General features: G+C 60.5%; 12 protein-coding genes and 1 pseudogene. 2 read left to right on the top strand and 11 right to left on the bottom strand.

Annotation, left to right across the window (positions count from 1 at the left end; translation table 11 throughout):
- Positions 1-110 precede the first annotated feature (110 nt).
- The 4 genes and pseudogenes from RHIBUN_RS0101295 to RHIBUN_RS0101280 all read right to left on the bottom strand — a co-directional run bounded on the left by RHIBUN_RS0101295 (position 111) and on the right by RHIBUN_RS0101280 (position 5,172).
- On the bottom strand, positions 111-1,139 hold the full coding sequence (locus RHIBUN_RS0101295) for an iron ABC transporter substrate-binding protein (RefSeq protein WP_025658097.1): 1,029 nt from the start codon (positions 1,137-1,139) through the stop codon (positions 111-113).
- 132 nt (positions 1,140-1,271) lie between these two features.
- A pseudogene (locus RHIBUN_RS33000) lies at positions 1,272-2,261 on the bottom strand (Ldh family oxidoreductase).
- A 71-nt stretch (positions 2,262-2,332) separates the two neighbouring features.
- A complete protein-coding gene (locus RHIBUN_RS0101285; RefSeq protein WP_025658096.1) occupies positions 2,333-3,871 on the bottom strand; it encodes an aldehyde dehydrogenase family protein in 1,539 nt (512 codons plus the stop codon).
- Positions 3,872-3,888: 17 nt separating this feature from the next.
- Positions 3,889-5,172 carry an FAD-binding oxidoreductase gene (locus tag RHIBUN_RS0101280; protein WP_025658095.1) on the bottom strand — a complete coding sequence of 428 codons (1,284 nt, stop codon included), beginning with the start codon at positions 5,170-5,172 and terminating at the stop codon, positions 3,889-3,891.
- Between the two features lie 219 nt (positions 5,173-5,391).
- On the opposite strand from RHIBUN_RS0101280, the gene RHIBUN_RS0101275 reads away from it, so the two are divergent.
- Both RHIBUN_RS0101275 and RHIBUN_RS0101270 read left to right on the top strand, forming a co-directional pair.
- Positions 5,392-6,282, top strand: coding sequence for a LysR family transcriptional regulator (locus RHIBUN_RS0101275; protein WP_025658094.1), 891 nt, complete (start codon positions 5,392-5,394; stop codon positions 6,280-6,282).
- 67 nt (positions 6,283-6,349) lie between these two features.
- Complete coding sequence (locus RHIBUN_RS0101270; protein WP_007794587.1) at positions 6,350-6,586, top strand: Lrp/AsnC ligand binding domain-containing protein; 237 nt, start codon at positions 6,350-6,352, stop codon at positions 6,584-6,586.
- Positions 6,587-6,628: 42 nt separating this feature from the next.
- Here RHIBUN_RS0101270 and RHIBUN_RS0101265 read toward each other — a convergent pair whose 3' ends face one another.
- The 7 genes from RHIBUN_RS0101265 to epmA form a co-directional block, all read right to left on the bottom strand.
- Positions 6,629-9,103, bottom strand: coding sequence for a glycoside hydrolase family 2 protein (locus RHIBUN_RS0101265; RefSeq protein ID WP_025658093.1), 2,475 nt, complete (start codon positions 9,101-9,103; stop codon positions 6,629-6,631).
- A gap of 16 nt (positions 9,104-9,119) precedes the next feature.
- Positions 9,120-10,082 (bottom strand): DUF1839 family protein, encoded by a 963-nt coding sequence (locus RHIBUN_RS0101260; RefSeq protein WP_025658092.1) that lies wholly within the window; start codon positions 10,080-10,082, stop codon positions 9,120-9,122.
- 8 nt (positions 10,083-10,090) lie between these two features.
- Complete coding sequence (locus RHIBUN_RS0101255; RefSeq protein WP_025658091.1) at positions 10,091-10,999, bottom strand: amino acid--[acyl-carrier-protein] ligase; 909 nt, start codon at positions 10,997-10,999, stop codon at positions 10,091-10,093.
- Between the two features lie 4 nt (positions 11,000-11,003).
- Positions 11,004-12,185 carry an acyl-CoA dehydrogenase family protein gene (locus RHIBUN_RS0101250; RefSeq protein WP_025658090.1) on the bottom strand — a complete coding sequence of 394 codons (1,182 nt, stop codon included), beginning with the start codon at positions 12,183-12,185 and terminating at the stop codon, positions 11,004-11,006.
- Complete coding sequence (locus tag RHIBUN_RS0101245; RefSeq protein WP_018855877.1) at positions 12,186-12,437, bottom strand: acyl carrier protein; 252 nt, start codon at positions 12,435-12,437, stop codon at positions 12,186-12,188.
- 262 nt (positions 12,438-12,699) lie between these two features.
- Positions 12,700-13,752, bottom strand: coding sequence for a lysine-2,3-aminomutase-like protein (locus tag RHIBUN_RS0101240; RefSeq protein WP_025658089.1), 1,053 nt, complete (start codon positions 13,750-13,752; stop codon positions 12,700-12,702).
- Positions 13,749-14,816, bottom strand: a complete 1,068-nt coding sequence (gene epmA, locus RHIBUN_RS0101235) for an EF-P lysine aminoacylase EpmA (protein ID WP_025658088.1) — start codon at positions 14,814-14,816, stop codon at positions 13,749-13,751. Before epmA ends, RHIBUN_RS0101240 begins: the two co-directional genes overlap by 4 nt.
- Positions 14,817-14,911: the final 95 nt, after the last annotated feature.

Raw genomic sequence — 14,911 nt, 5'->3', positions numbered from 1 at the left:
GAAAAAGGAAGGCAACCGCCTATGAAAGGCGGTTGCCGATTTCGTCATGCCCTACGTTTTTCTTGAGCCAAAAGCAACAGTTTTAGCCCCCGGGCCCGTGACAGAAAGACTTAGATGATGCCGGCGGCCGTCATCAGTTCCGTCACCTTCTTGCTGTTCAAGTTGGCTGCATCGACCTTCGGTGCATCGAGATCAGCCAGCGGAACGAGCTTCTCATTCGATGCTGCATCCTTGCCGACCGCATATTCGTAGGACGTGCCGTTCTTGAGGATGTCCTGGCCCGGCTTGCCGGTGACGAATTTGAGGAAGGCCTGAGCCTCCTTGGCATGCTGGCTCGACTTCAGAACGCCGCCGCCGGAAATGCTGACGAAGGCGCCGGGATCCTGGTTCTTGAAGTAGTGCAGGGCAACGTTCTTGCTGTTCTCACCGGTCTTCGCCTGATCGCCGAACCAGTAGTAGTGATAGATCACCGCACCCTCGACTTCGCCGGCATTGACCGCCTTCATGGCGACGCTGTTGCCCTTATATGGCGTGGAGTTTTCCTTGAGCGCCTTGAGCCAGGCTGCGGTCGCTTCCTCGCCCTTGAGCTCGAGCAAGGCGCTGACGATCGCCTGGAAGTCGGCACCAGCAGGCGCAGCGCCCCAACGACCCTTCCAGGCCGGATCCGCGAGGTCGAGCAGCGACTTCGGCAACTTGTCTTCGGTCAGCTTCGTCTTGTCGTATGCAAAAACCGTCGAACGGGCGGCAATGCCGGTCCACATGCCGTCAGACGGACGATATTGCTCTGGGACCTGCTCGAGGGTTTCCTTGTCGACCGGTGTAAACAGGCCGGCGGCGTCGACCAGCGTCATGGCCGGAGAGTTCTCGGTCAGGAATACGTCTGCCGGCGACGCGTCGCCTTCCTGGACGATCTGGTTGGCGAGCTGCATGTCGCTGCCCTGGCGCACCGTAACCTTGATGCCGGTTGCCTTGGTGAACGCATCGATCCACTCGCGCCCGAGGCTCTCGTGTTGCGCATTGTAGACGACGATACCTTCGGATTCCTGCGCGACAGCGGCGCCGGTGGCCAGCGAAGTTGCGGCAACGAGCGAGGCGGCAAGCGCCAGCGCGCCGGAAAGGCGATTAAGGGAAGTTGTCATGAAGCCCTCCATTGTTTCACCGGGGATCCCGGGATGATGAGCCGTATATTTTTGTTGATTTGGAATTTCAAGTTTTAGTGATGGCACAAATATCACAAATACTTGAAACCATTGATCAACTTTAGAATCGTTCTAGAGCTCGCAGATCGTCGCAATCACTTCGTCCTCGACATCGATGCCATGCTCCAGCGCCTGGCGTCGGGCAGTTTGGCCGCGACGCCCCGGAAGCCGCACTCCGGGGTCGGATGAAATCTCGTCCACCAGCCTGGCCAGCCGTTCCGCCACGCCCTTTCCACCGCTGGCGACAGGGTTGATCACGACAAGCATCTGCCCGAGGCCGGGCGCCGAACCCTTGTCGTCAAAAAGCGAGGAGGACTCGAACGAGAAATTGGCCCCGGTCAGTGCGCCGGCGAGGAATTCGACGTTCATCGCCAGCGCTGCCCCCTTGGCTTCGCCGGATGGGGCCATCGTCCCCTCGAGTGCCGCAACCGCATCCGTCGTCGGCTGGCCATTGCGGTCAAAGGCCCAATCCGCAGGGATAGCGACGCCTTTCTGGCGCGCAGCCATCACCTTGCCGCGGGCGACGCGCGAAAGGGCCAGGTCAATAACGAGCGGGTCGGCCTCCGGGATCGGCGCGGCAAACGCGATCGGATTCGTTCCAAAGACGGGTTTGCGCCCGCCTCAGGCGGCCATGGACGCCGTGGCGTTGGCGACCATCAGAGCGACAAACCCCATGTCCGCAAAGCGCTCGACGGTCAAGGCAAGCACGCCGGCGTGGTGCGAACGATGAACCGCTGCCAAGGCGATACCCTGCTCCCTGACGATCTCCGGAAGCGCTGCAGCGGCAAGATCAAAGGCTGGATAGGCGTAGCCATGGCAGGCGTCGATGCGCACGACGGCGGGAAACTGCCGTTCGAGCTGCGGCCTGGCGAATCCGTCGACCTTGCCTGCCTTCGCCTGTTTTGTATAGGCCTCGACCCGGCGCAGGCCATGACCGCCTTGTCCAGCAGCTTCGGCGGCAACGAGTGCCCTGGCGACCGAGCGCGCATTGGCCTCGTCCACACGATTGCGCGTCAAGGCATCGACAACGAGCGTTTCCGCCGCAGCTAGGGTGAAATGCATGGCAACCTGCAAAACGAAAAAGGGTGATGACGTGTTATGTCATCACCCGTTCGGCTGCAATGCAGCAACGATCATTCGACGTCGAACTTGACGCCCTGGGCAAGTGGCAGCGTCTTGCCGTAGTTGACCGTGTTCGTCGCCCTGCGCATGTAGGCTTTCCAGGCGTCCGAACCGGATTCGCGACCGCCGCCAGTTTCCTTTTCACCGCCGAAGGCACCACCGATTTCGGCCCCGGACGGACCGAGGTTGACGTTGGCAATACCGCAGTCCGAACCGCGAGCAGAAACGAAGGTCTCGGCCTCCCGCATATCGTTCGTGAAGATCGAAGAAGACAGTCCCTGCGGCACCGCGTTGTGCAGTTCCAGAGCCTCATCGAAATCCGTGTACTTCATAACGTAGAGGATCGGCGCAAATGTCTCATGCTCGACGGGGCCGGCCTGAACAGGCATCTCAACGAGCGCCGGCCGGACGTAGAAGGCGTCTCCCGCACCGTTCTCGACGCGCTCGCCACCGGTAACCTTGCCACCGGCAGCCTTCGCTTGCTCAAGAGCCGACTGCATGTTCGTAAAGGCCTGCCTGTCGATTAGAGGCCCGACAAGCGTCCCCGTTTCCAGTGGGTTGCCGATCGACACCGAGCCATAGGCCTTCTGCAGGCGTGGAACGAGCTTGTCATAGACGCTCTCGTGCACGAACAGGCGACGCAGCGTTGTGCAGCGTTGACCGGCCGTGCCCATGGCCGAAAAGGCAACGCCACGCAGCGTCAGGTCAAGATCGGCCGTCGGGCAGATGATCGCTGCATTGTTGCCGCCGAGCTCGAGGATGGATCGCGCAAAGCGCTGTGACAGGCGGGGACCAACAACGCGGCCCATGGCCGTCGAACCGGTCGCCGAGACGAGCGGCACCTTGGGATGGTCGACAAGCACTTCCCCGACATCGCGTCCACCAATGAGCAACGTCGACAGGTTCGAAGGTGCCGCGCCCCCTTCGGCAACGAACCGCTTCAATGCCTTCTCAAACAGCGCCTGAACGGCAAGCGCTGTCAGCGGCGTCTTCTCAGACGGCTTCCAGACTGTCGAATTACCGCAAACCAACGCCAGGGCAGCATTCCACGACCAGACGGCGACCGGGAAATTGAAGGCCGAGATGATGCCGACCACGCCCAAGGGGTGCCAGCTTTCCATCATCCGGTGTTCGGAGCGCTCGGTGGCAATGGTCAGACCGTAGAGCTGGCGGGACAGGCCGACGGCAAAGTCGCAGATGTCGATCATTTCCTGGACTTCGCCGAGCCCCTCGGATGTGATCTTGCCAACCTCGATCGAGACGAGGCGGCCGAGAGCGGCTTTTGCCGAGCGGAGCTCTTCGCCGAGCAGGCGCACGAGTTCGCCGCGCTTCGGTGCCGGGACGGCCCGCCATTCGAGGAATGCCTTGTGTGCAGCCTCGATGGCGTCCTTTGCTTCTGAAGCAGAATGCTCCTTCAGCGCACCGATCTCCTTGCCGGTGACCGGAGAGGTAACGCGAAGCGTGCCGCCGATATAGCGATCAGCGCCGACGCCCAGTTCCGTGAGCAGTTTTTTCGTCTCGGTGGCGAGATCAAGTGCAGAGATGGTCATGGGGTCAACCTCGGTTCTCAAAATCGGGCGTCTGCGAAATGGGCCACTTGGGCGCCGGCTTCGTACCACATTTCCTTCACCGCGCGGAAGCTAGGTTCGGACGGTGCTGTAAGGGGCAGTGGCAAGTCCGCTTCCGTCGTCTGCCCCAGGATGAGCTGGGCGAGCGTGCGGCCAAACACTGTGCCGGGCGCGATCCCGCGACCGTTGTAGCCGGAGAAGCCCACAACATTCGGCGCAAACCTGTGGAAGCGGGGCAGCGCATTGTCGGTCATCCCGATCTTGCCGTACCACTCGCATTCGAACTCGACATCGCCAAGCTGCGGAAAGAGCTTTTTCAAGGACCGTTTGGCCCAGGCCGTGTGGATTTGAAGCCCGGTGTTGCGCAGCGCACCGACGCTGCCGAAGACCAAGCGTCCCGCCTGGTCCATGCGATAGGAGGAGAGGATTTCCTTCGTATCCCAAACGCCTTCGCGCCCGGCAAGGATCGAGCGGCGCAAATTGTCGCTGAGCGGCCGGGTTGCAAGATTGAAATAGGGCAGATGGACCTGCTCGTTGCGTACCGCTTCCCAAGGGCCTGTGCTGTAGGCGTCCGTCGCCACGATGATCCAGTCGGCCGTAACCTCTCCCTTTGCAGTGCTGACGGTCCAGCGATTGCCCTTCCGCTCAGTTCCGATGACCGGGCTCGACGTGTGGATTGAAACGCCAGCCTTGACGGCCGCATGCGCAAGCCCGCGGGCGTAGGCGAGCGGCTGAAGTGTGCCTGCGCGCATGTCGAGCAACGACCCGGTATAGGCGCTGCTGCCGACACGCTTGGCCGTCTCCGCCGCGTCCAGCAGCGTCACCGGAGCGCCGCGTGCCGCCCATTGCCGCGCGCGATCCTCGATTTCCTTCAAGCCACTTTCGCCAACGGCGACGTGAAGCGTGCCATTTCGTTCAAGCTCGCAGGCGATGCCGTGCTTGTCGATCAACTCCATTACAAGCCGCGGCGCGTTGCCCAACAGGTCCAGCAACCGCTCGCCATAGACCGGGCCGAGAACACCGGGAAGGTCATCCGGCATGACCCACATGCCGGCGTTGATGAGGCCGACGTTGCGGCCCGCACCGCCGAAGCCGATTTCCTTGGCTTCCAGCAACACGACCTTCGAGCCCGCTTCCGCCAGATGGAGACTTGAGGAAAGGCCGGTATAGCCTCCGCCCACGACCACGACGTCGGCGTTCACAGCGCCTGCGAGCGCCGGTGTCACGGGCGGCTGAGGAGCGGTTTTTTCCCAGAGGCCGTGGGAGCGGGGATCGTTCAGCATCGATCAAAATCCATCCATTAGGCAGGCGGCATTCTAGCGCCGTGCGATTGCTTGTTAAACCGCTGATCAGGTTGCCGATCGCAGCCAGGAGTACGCACCAGGCAGTTCGATCGCATTTTTCAGTTCATTCCGATTCTGTCAGATGGATGACTTTACAAAGCCGGATAAGCCGTAAATATCGACATTTAGGAAATAGCTTATTCTAAAATGGAATGATGGATGCTGGCATCGCGACGCTTTCTTCCGTCGACATCCCTGCTTATCGCCTTCGAGGCTGTATCACGCACCGGCAGCGTGACGGCCGCCGCGCGCGAACTCGACCTTACTCAGAGCGCTGTCAGCCGCCAGATCAAGGCACTGGAAGAGCAGCTCGGCGTCGAACTCTTCGTGCGCGAGCGCCAAACCGTGCGGTTGACGCTGGCCGGCGACGGCTATGCCCGCGAGATACGCGAGGCGCTGCGGCGCATTTCGAGCGCATCACTCAATCTTCGTGCCAATCCGCATGGTGGTACGCTCAACCTGGCGATTCTTCCCACCTTCGGGACGCGCTGGCTGGCACCCCGGCTGGGAGGTTTCCTTGCCGCCAATCCGGGAGTGACGATCAATCTTGTCACCCGGCTGTCACCCTTCGACTTCCGGCTCGATTCGATCGACGCGGCCATTCACTTCGGCCACGCTCATTGGCCGGGCGCGGAGCTGACATTTCTAATGTCGGAGAAGACCATTCCGGCCTGCAGCCCCGAATTCCGCAGCCGACATGCGATCAACGCGGCACAGGATCTACTCGATGCCCCGCTGCTGCACCTGACGACGCGCCCGGATGCATGGGAGCGCTGGTTTGCGGACAACGGCGTGAGCTTTCAAACCGTGCACGGCATGCTCTTCGATCAGTTCGCGACGGCAGCCCAAGCAGCGATGGCCGGTCTCGGCGTTGCGCTGCTGCCGACGTTCCTGATTCAAGATGAATTGAAACGCGGCGATCTTGTTGCAGCCGTTGATCGCGAAACGGAAAGCAGCGAGCACTACTATCTTGCCTATCCGCCAGAACGGGCCGACTACGCGCCGCTGGATGCATTTCGCGACTGGATCGTTCGAGAAGCCGCGATCTGAAGCCTTGCGCTGACATGGCGCTTTCGATCATTATGCGCCGAACCAGAATATGATGCAGGAAACTCCGATGAAGCCAATTTTCGTTCAGCTCCAGTGCGCGCCAGGCAAGACCTACGAAGTCGCCGATGCCATCTACCAGACCGAGCGCGCTTCGGAGCTCTATTCGACGAGCGGCGACTATGATCTCCTGCTCAAGGTCTACATCGAAGAGGGGCAGGACATTGGCAAGTTCATCAACGATAACATCGCCAACATCCCGGGCATCGTGCGTTCCCTGACGACACTGACCTTCAAGGCCTTCTGAACTGCCGTTCCATTCCGCTCAACAAGGAGCAGGCTGGAGGTGTCAAAAGGAAAGCGCCCGCGTACCGCCAAGGCTTGTGACCTCACCCGAGGGTGCCTCTCCGTCTGTCCTTCCAGCCGTCGGAAGCAGACTGACGCGTTTGCTAGCGCCAGGCGCAAGATGAAACCAATCATCCTCCGGCCGATAGCCATCGACGTTGAGGTGGACCGACTGGGCGAACCTGTCGGCTGCGAGATCGACGACCCACCCTTCGTCCTGTGGCGCCACCGACACTTGGATTTCGGCGTCGTGGAGGGCCTTGGAGCGCCCCAACGGAAAATGAAAGGCATCGGCGACCACAGGACCTCCGTCCGGCAGACGCAAGCGCGCGACGGTGACGTCGTGAGAGGGCGGGCCGAAGCGGAAGGCGTAAGTCGTGTCAAAAAAGGCGCCAAAGAGATCAGTGGCGGCAAAGGTCTCGCAGCTTCTCGGCGCCAAGGTCAGAATGCGGCCGCCGCTGACGGCGTGCTGCCTGCCATGCCGCAAGCAAACCAGCTCGAGATCAAGCTGGAGAGCATGCTCGGTCTCATTCAGGACGTGAACGTCGAGGCCATTTGTGCCCTCGTCGGTCACGACGACCTGCACAGGCCGGAAAGCGCGGCGCAGGGCATACCACACCGGCTTGGGCTCGCCGGTTGAATCGATCACACCCCAACCAGCTCCGGGCATCAGATCCTGCAGGGTCCAGACCAGCGCGCCGTTGCAGCTCGACCCCTTCCGGCGCCATTCGGCAAACGTCGCTTCCGCAACTTCACCGGTGACGACGCGGGAGAGATCGAGGTATCGATCACGATCCTCACGACGGAGACGCGCCGGATCCTCGCCATAGAGTTCCGCCAGATAGAAATCCCTGACGTCCTCGAAATCCCACGATGCGCCGCGATCGCGGGGGACACGTGATTTCCATAGCGGACTATGGACAGGCGGTACATCCAGATGGCGTTGCAGCGTTCGCTGCTGTGGAACATGGGCGAAAGCCAGGCTCTCGGTCGCGAAGCGAACGTTGGCACGGCGCGCGTCGTCAAGCGGGCGCATATAAGCGCCGACCCCGTAATAGTGGGTGACTCCCGCATTCGGAGAAAACGGCATCGCGCCGCCCGAAGGCGAATTTGGCACATAGGGGACGTCGGGGCGCATACGCCCGGCGATCGCCGGAATAATCTCCTCCGTGATCGGACCCGACCAATAGTCCTGCGGCAATCCCAGCATCGCGGCCTGCTGATAGATCTCGCTGCCGCCGCAAACCACCGCCAACGACGGGCACCCCTGAACGGCATGCAGCAATTCCTCGACTTCCGCGTGGACTTGCGCAGTGAGAGCCTTGTCGTTCTTCGGATAGTCGAAATTGGCAAACATGAAGTCCTGCCAGACGAGCAGACCAAGCTCGTCGCAGAGCTCAAAGAACTCCCGCGTTTCGTAGGCCATCGTGCCGCCAATGCGGAGCATGTTCATGCCTGCCTGCGCGGCAAGGCGCAGGAACGGCTCATAGTCGGCCTTGCCACCCGGCAGCCGGACGATATCCGCCGTGGTCCAGACCGCACCGCGGCAAAAGATGCGCTCGCCGTTGATCAACAACGCAAAACCCTCTCCGTCTTTTCCGCGGTCGACGTCGATGCGCCGAAAGCCGATTCGGCTGGCGTGATGCTCAACGCCGTCGACGAGGATCGAGAAATCATAGAGGCACTGTGCGCCGTGAGTATGGGGCCACCAGAGATCGACGTTCTCCAGCCTGACGATTGCCGAATAGTGATTCTCGCCGATCTTCTCGAATGTCTGCTGAACGCCTCCGCACCGGAGCACTAGATCCGGATTGTTGACATTTGCATGAAGCGAAACGCTCAGTCGCCCGGTGTTATCCGCCTCGAGCACGGCGCGGACAGTGACGTTGTCAATCGAAACGACATCGCGCCGGACAAGCGTGATGGGGCGCCACGGACCGACAGCATGAACTTCCGGACACCAGCCCGGCATGCGCCCGAGCAGCGTTGTTCGAATATTCTTCAAGCCTTGCGGCGTGATCATCTGCGGCCGCCAACGAGCGCGCGGGCCGGGCTCGGCAAGCCGCGGTGCCAGCGCCCGGAAGCAAAGCGCCAGTTCGTCGCCGCCGGAAAGCGTCACCGGTATCTCGTGCATGGTGAACATGCTTCCCGATGACAGGATCTCCTGCCCATTGAGGAAGACATGACACAGCGTCGCCAAGCCCTCGAAGCGAAGAAGCGCATCGCCGGGTTGTACGTCAAAAAGTCGGCAAAGATACCACGCATCGCGCGTGTCGAGCGGCTCCGGGTTTTCACGATCGAAGTGCCCGGCCTTCTCCAATGCCGCGGCAACGGTCCCCGGCACCTCGGCGGCGATAAACTGCGCCGACAACGGAATGTCATGCGGCGTCGCACAAGCGCCCGGTTCCGTCAGAACCAGATTCCAACCTTCGGCGAGCAGAGTTTCCTCCGCACCGACACTCGCCAACCGTCCCCGCATGCTTAGACTCCCGGCTTCACAAGCGCTCCTTGAGAGAAGCCATCATGGAATCCCACGCATCGGCTGCCGGATCAAGCGCCGTGCGTAATGGCTCGTATTTCTTCCGGGTGACCGCCCGGGCGAGCTGAAACTGCACGGACTTCGCGACTTCGGAAATTCGGCGCGCGTCTTCAATTGCGGACGCGAATTCGCTCGCAGAAAGCCAAGCCAGGTGATCTCCGGCAAGCTCGAAATTGGCACCGAACTGGCGCAGCGTATTGAATGCGTACTTGTGAAAGAAGCCAAACGGCCGCTCTGCGACTGCTTCCACCTGCTGCGGAAACACTTCGACAAAGGCGCGAATCGGATTCGAGACTGGGCGGCGACCGAAGTGAGTTCCTAGAAGCCTGCGTGCCATAGTGCTGACATGCGCCGTATCCGGCATGCGAACCGGAAATTTCGCGAACTCGGTGTAGGGAAGGAACGACGGATCGTCCGCCGTCAGTTGCAGCTGGAACAGCCCCTCGAAGTCTTCACCCTCAAGCTGGAAATAGCCGCCATTGTGGAAATACTCCACGCGCTTGCCGGTGAGATCGAGCCTGTTGATCGCCACGGTGGTCTTGCCATGCTCGGTCCGATAAGCGGTACCCTGCGTATCGGGCATATAGAACGAGTCCATCTCGATCAGGCAAAGGCGCCCGCGTGCGATCTGCACCTCGATATGCCGTTCGACGCGGTCGAAAATGGCAAGCTCAGTGACACGGATGTCATAGAGTGACTCGAGATCCTCGAGCGGCACCTTGAAGAAGGTGAACTGATCGCCCTCGAAGTCCTGCGTGAGCGTAAAGCCAAGCATCGCCTCCGGTACCGCGCCGCAGCCGCTCAGCACTTCGATCCAGAGGTCGACATAGCAATTGGTTTCAGGCCACATGCGCTCGCCGGAATGGAGCGAATGCGGTTGATAGCCGTCCGGGCGGACCCGCGGAAAGACGGCTCTCATCGTTTCATTCAGCCCCACAGCGCTTGACGCACCTTGGAAGGCCAATGCTTGACCTCGAGCCCGTGGTGATGAAACAGCGCGAGCGCGATACGCTCAAGCCCGAAGCCGACGCAAGCGGTGTGCGCAACGCTCTCGTCTTCGAGGTACAGGCCCCATTTCGCACCAAATGCGTCCTGGTGGTAGTTGAAGCTCATGCAGGCCGTCGGCTTGGCAACCGAGGTGATCGGGATAAGCAGCTCGAACTTCAGGTTCTGATCGCGCTGATTATTGGCCAGCATCTTGCCGGCACGGCCGAAGAACGGGTCGTTCGCGACATCAATGGTCACATCCAGACCGACCGCCTTCATCATCTCGACGCCGCGATCCATCCAGCGTTGACGGAAATCCGTGACGTGCTGCTCGGTCCCCATGCAAATATATTCACGCATGCGGAAGAGCTGCTGGCGGGCGGGATCCTGCGAAGGCTCGTGGCGGAAGCAATAGGATTGCAGATCGAAGAGGCCGCCGCTCATCGGCAGTTTGCCGCGCCGAGCGACAGTCGGATAAAGCGGATAGCAAGCTGCAGGCGTCAATACGATGTCGGTTGCCTGTTGATCCTTGGTCCAATCGTCGCCCACCTCCATGCACTGGAGTAGGCTGATGTGGTCGAGCTCGCTGCCGCAGAAACTGTGGACGGTGCCGGCAAGCTGCGGGAAGCTCTTCATGTAGCCGCTCTTCTCGAAGAAGGCGCGGTTCATCCCGGGCGGAAAGCGCATCGCTTCCGCGCCGTCGGCGCCGCCGAACCTGTCGATCAGGCGCTCGAAGGCGGCGATCACGTCTTCGAATTGTCCGCTGCGCCCGTAGAGACCGTCAACGCCCGTATCGATCAAGAGACCCGATTCAAATAGCCTGTCCAGAAACGTTGTCTGCACGTCCATGTCGTCACCCCAGTAAGCTAGTGTCCTGCTTATGAACAAGAAGCATGCTCGACGTATTGCCGAGAATGCGGTCATTCGAGATCATGAGTTGCGCCGAGTGGGCATCGCGCAGATGGCGGCCGACGCTGAATGGCGTGCCGTTCTTGTAGCCCATGATCCCGCAAATCAGCATCACGTGATTGACGATCTCGAGGATCGTCTCAGATGAGGCAATCTTTACGTTGTTCATCGTGACGGCGAAGCCCATGGAAGAGAGCTTGTCGGCGTCGCTCCTGGCGTCCTCGTAGGCCTTCAGACCGGCGACAACGTTCGATCGAACCATCTGCTGCAAGTTTGACACCTCGGCGAGCCTCAAGGCTCCGGGCGGTGGCGTACCCGGCGACTTGCGCGCTGCGGCGCGCACGAACGCCTGTGCACGGCCAACCGCGTCTACCGCGATGCCATACCACACGCTGCTCCAAAGAAGGTGCGACGATGCCAGCATCGATTGCGCCGCGATCTCTGCGAAAGGCTTCGGCAGGATCTGTTCGGCCGCAGCCTCGCCCTTGAAGAGGAAACCATCTGAGCAGGTACCGCGCATGCCGAGCGTGTCCCACGTATGCGTTTTTTCCAACGTGTACTGCTCCTTCAGAAAGACGGTCAGCACCTGATCGGAAGAGGCGGCAGTTGCGTGGGCACGCGAGGTAACCATGATCGCATCGGCGTGGGAGCCGTAGGATATGACAGTGGCATCTTTCTCCAGACGGCAAATGTCACGATCCACCTCGATCGCGCAGATGCTATTCCTGAGATTGCCGCCGATCCCGCCTTCCGTCGTTGCCGACGCGACCAGCAATTGCTCGGCAGCAACACGTAGCATGAAGGCCCGATGCCACTCGCTCTCGCCGCCGTGCTCAACAAGGCTGCAAAGCTTGATGTGATGCATGGCGAAGACCATGGCAGCCGAAGCACAAGCCTGACCAAGCATCGAGCATAACTCGGCGATCTGTGCGATCGTCGCGCCTTCGCCACCGAAATGGCGTGGGATCTGAACGCCTAGCAAGCGCTCGGCCCTCATTGCCTCCACGGCTTCGTGCGGGAACCTCCCTTCAAAATCGACGGAGTCTGCATGCTTTGCCGCAATCGCTGACACGCGCGCGGCTCTGGCGGCAAGATCCTCTTGCGCGATTTTGACCGGAAAGTTCATTCAGGCGACCTTCCGGCTATCTTTGATCTGGTCAACGGTCCTTGCGATCGCCGCGATGCTGGCGAAAGACTTGCGATTCAAGAGATTGTCGGGAAACTCGATATCAAAGGCTTCTTCGATGCCAAGCATAAGCTGCACGGAAGCGAAAGACGTTAGGCCGACCGCATAGAGGTCGGCATCATCGGCGACCTGATCGACAGAGACAGGGAGCTTTCCAAATTTGACCAGGAGCTCACGGATCGTAGTATTCATTATGACTTCTCCAAGATGATCATATCTCGAGTGGCGAAACCGCCTTGTTCTCGGAGTACGCGTAGTCTGGAAAAGACAAAATTGTCCTAAATGACGTAGTTAAAGTCAGCTAAGCTTCTCAGCTAAATTCCTACGAAAGAAACGGGGAAGGGGGGGAGCTTGTGTTAGATTTCAACATCTTGCTCGCGAGCTGTATTTTTGGGTGACCAACGGATCTTGTGACACATTGTCCAATAACAACACTTCTTTCGCCCATTTTTGACTAGGCGACCGGCGGATACAGGTGCTCGCCGCCGCGATAATCCGAAACCGAATAGCAGCCTTCGCCCATCTCACTGATCGACTGAGGAGCGATCACTGCTTTGCCATGGCCACCGGGTATGTCGAGTATGTAGGTGGGCTGGCAAAGACCTGAAATCCGGCCACGCAATGCGGCGACGATCTTCTGCCCCTCTTCGATCGTCAGCCGAAAATGGCTCGTGCCTGGCGCCAGATCGGGATGATGCAAATAGTACGGCTTCACACGCGTCTCGACGAAGGCCTTCATCAACTCCGTCAGCACCGCCGGATCATCATTGACGCCCTTCAGAAGCACCGATTGGCTGACCATGACCATGCCGGCATCGATCAGGCGAGCGCATGCTGCGCGCGCCTCGGCGGTCAGTTCGCGGGGATGATTGGCGTGCAGCGCCACGTAGACGGTCTTGCCGCTCGCTCTCAGGGCCGCAATCAGGGCCGCATCCACTCTCGATGGATCAACCACGGGAACCCGGGTATGGAACCGCACGATCTTGACGTGGTCGATCGATGCCAGTTCGCGAAGAATTTCTTCCAGCCGTCGCGGTGACAATACGAGCGGATCGCCGCCCGTCAGGATCACTTCCCAGATTTCCTCATGGTCGCGGATATAGGCGAAGGCCGCAGACATTGCATTGGGGTCAAGGGTGCCCAAGCCTTCCGGACCGACCATCTCGCGGCGAAAGCAGAAGCGACAGTAGACGGGGCAGACATGCACCGCCTTCAACAGCACCCGGTCGGGATAGCGATGAACGATCCCCTGTACGGGACTATGGGCTTCGTCGCCGATCGGGTCGGCGCGCTCTTCGGGCGTCGTGATCAGCTCAGCCGGCTCAGGAACGAATTGCCGGGCGATTGGATCTGAATCATCGGCTCGGTCGATCAATCCTGCAACGGTCGGAGTCAATGCAATGGCATAGCGTGCGGCGACATCAGCCAGCGCGTCCCGGTCTCTCCGAGCCAGCAGCCTTGCGCGTGCCAGCCCTTCGACCGTCTTGATGGGCCCGTTACTGTTCATCTGCCGTACTCCGCGACCGGAGCCCACATCACCTGATCGATCCGCGAGGCCCCGGTTGCCAGCATCACCAGCCGATCGAAGCCAAGAGCGATGCCGCTTGCCTCGGGCATGATGGCAAGCGCGTCCAGAAAGTCCTCATCGAGAGGATAGCTTTCGCCGTAGATGCGAGCTTTTTCAGACATCTCGATCTCGAAGCGGCGGCGCTGTTCCGCCGCATTGGTAAGCTCGCCGAAGCCGTTTGCAAGCTCGACGCCGCAGGCATAGACCTCGAAACGTTCGGCAACACGGGGATCTCGCGCCGAGGGGCGCGCTAGTGCCGCTTCCGACACCGGATATTCGTCAAGAATGGTCACACGGTCGAAACCCAGATGAGGCTCGACCTTTTCGACAAGCACGCGGCTGAACAAGTCCGCCCAACCATCGTCATCGGCAACACGCATGCCGACCCTCCTGACCTGGTCAGCTAGATGCGCCCGATCCGTCGCACCGTCGGCTGCAACGGAGCCCAGCAGATCAATACTGGCATAGCGTTCGAAAGCCGCGGCAACACTGATCCTGTCCGGCCCGGCAAACGGATCGCAGTCCCGGCTTTTATAGGTGAGCCGCGCCGTCTTCATGGTTTCCGCAGCAAGCGCCAGGATTCGAACGCAATCCATCATCAGGCTCTCGTAACTTTCGCCCACGCGATACCACTCGAGCATGGTGAACTCCGGGTGGTGCAGGGGGCCGCGCTCGCGGTTGCGATAGACGTGGGCGAAACAGGCGATGCGCTGTTCGCCAGCCGAAAGCAGCTTCTTGCAGGCGAATTCAGGCGAGGTATGCAGATAAAGCGGCGCTGCAGTCTGGCCGTCCGTCGTCAAGGCTTCGGTGGCAAACGCATGAAGATGCGCCTCGTTGCCCGGCGAAACCTGCAGCGTCGCGGTGTCGACCTCCAGAAAATCCTCGCTCAGGAAATAGCGGCGCAGCGCGGACTGGATGGCATTGCGCCCAATCAGGAACGGACGGCGGTCCAAATGCACGCTCGGCGTCCACCACGGCGATACTTTGGCGTTCGAGGGATTCATTGGCGTCGTCCTGGCCGGCCTTCCAACGCTAGGGCTGGCTATTTGCCGGATTTTAGGTTAGTTGCGCCCCCAAAGAACAATCAATCGCGTCTTCG

Origin of the sequence: Rhizobium sp. IBUN, from assembly GCF_000510625.1 — a bacterium.
GTDB lineage: Bacteria > Pseudomonadota > Alphaproteobacteria > Rhizobiales > Rhizobiaceae > Rhizobium > Rhizobium altiplani.
The sequence above is the reverse complement of the archived record's forward strand: the minus strand, read 5'-3'. Positions and strand labels throughout refer to the sequence as shown.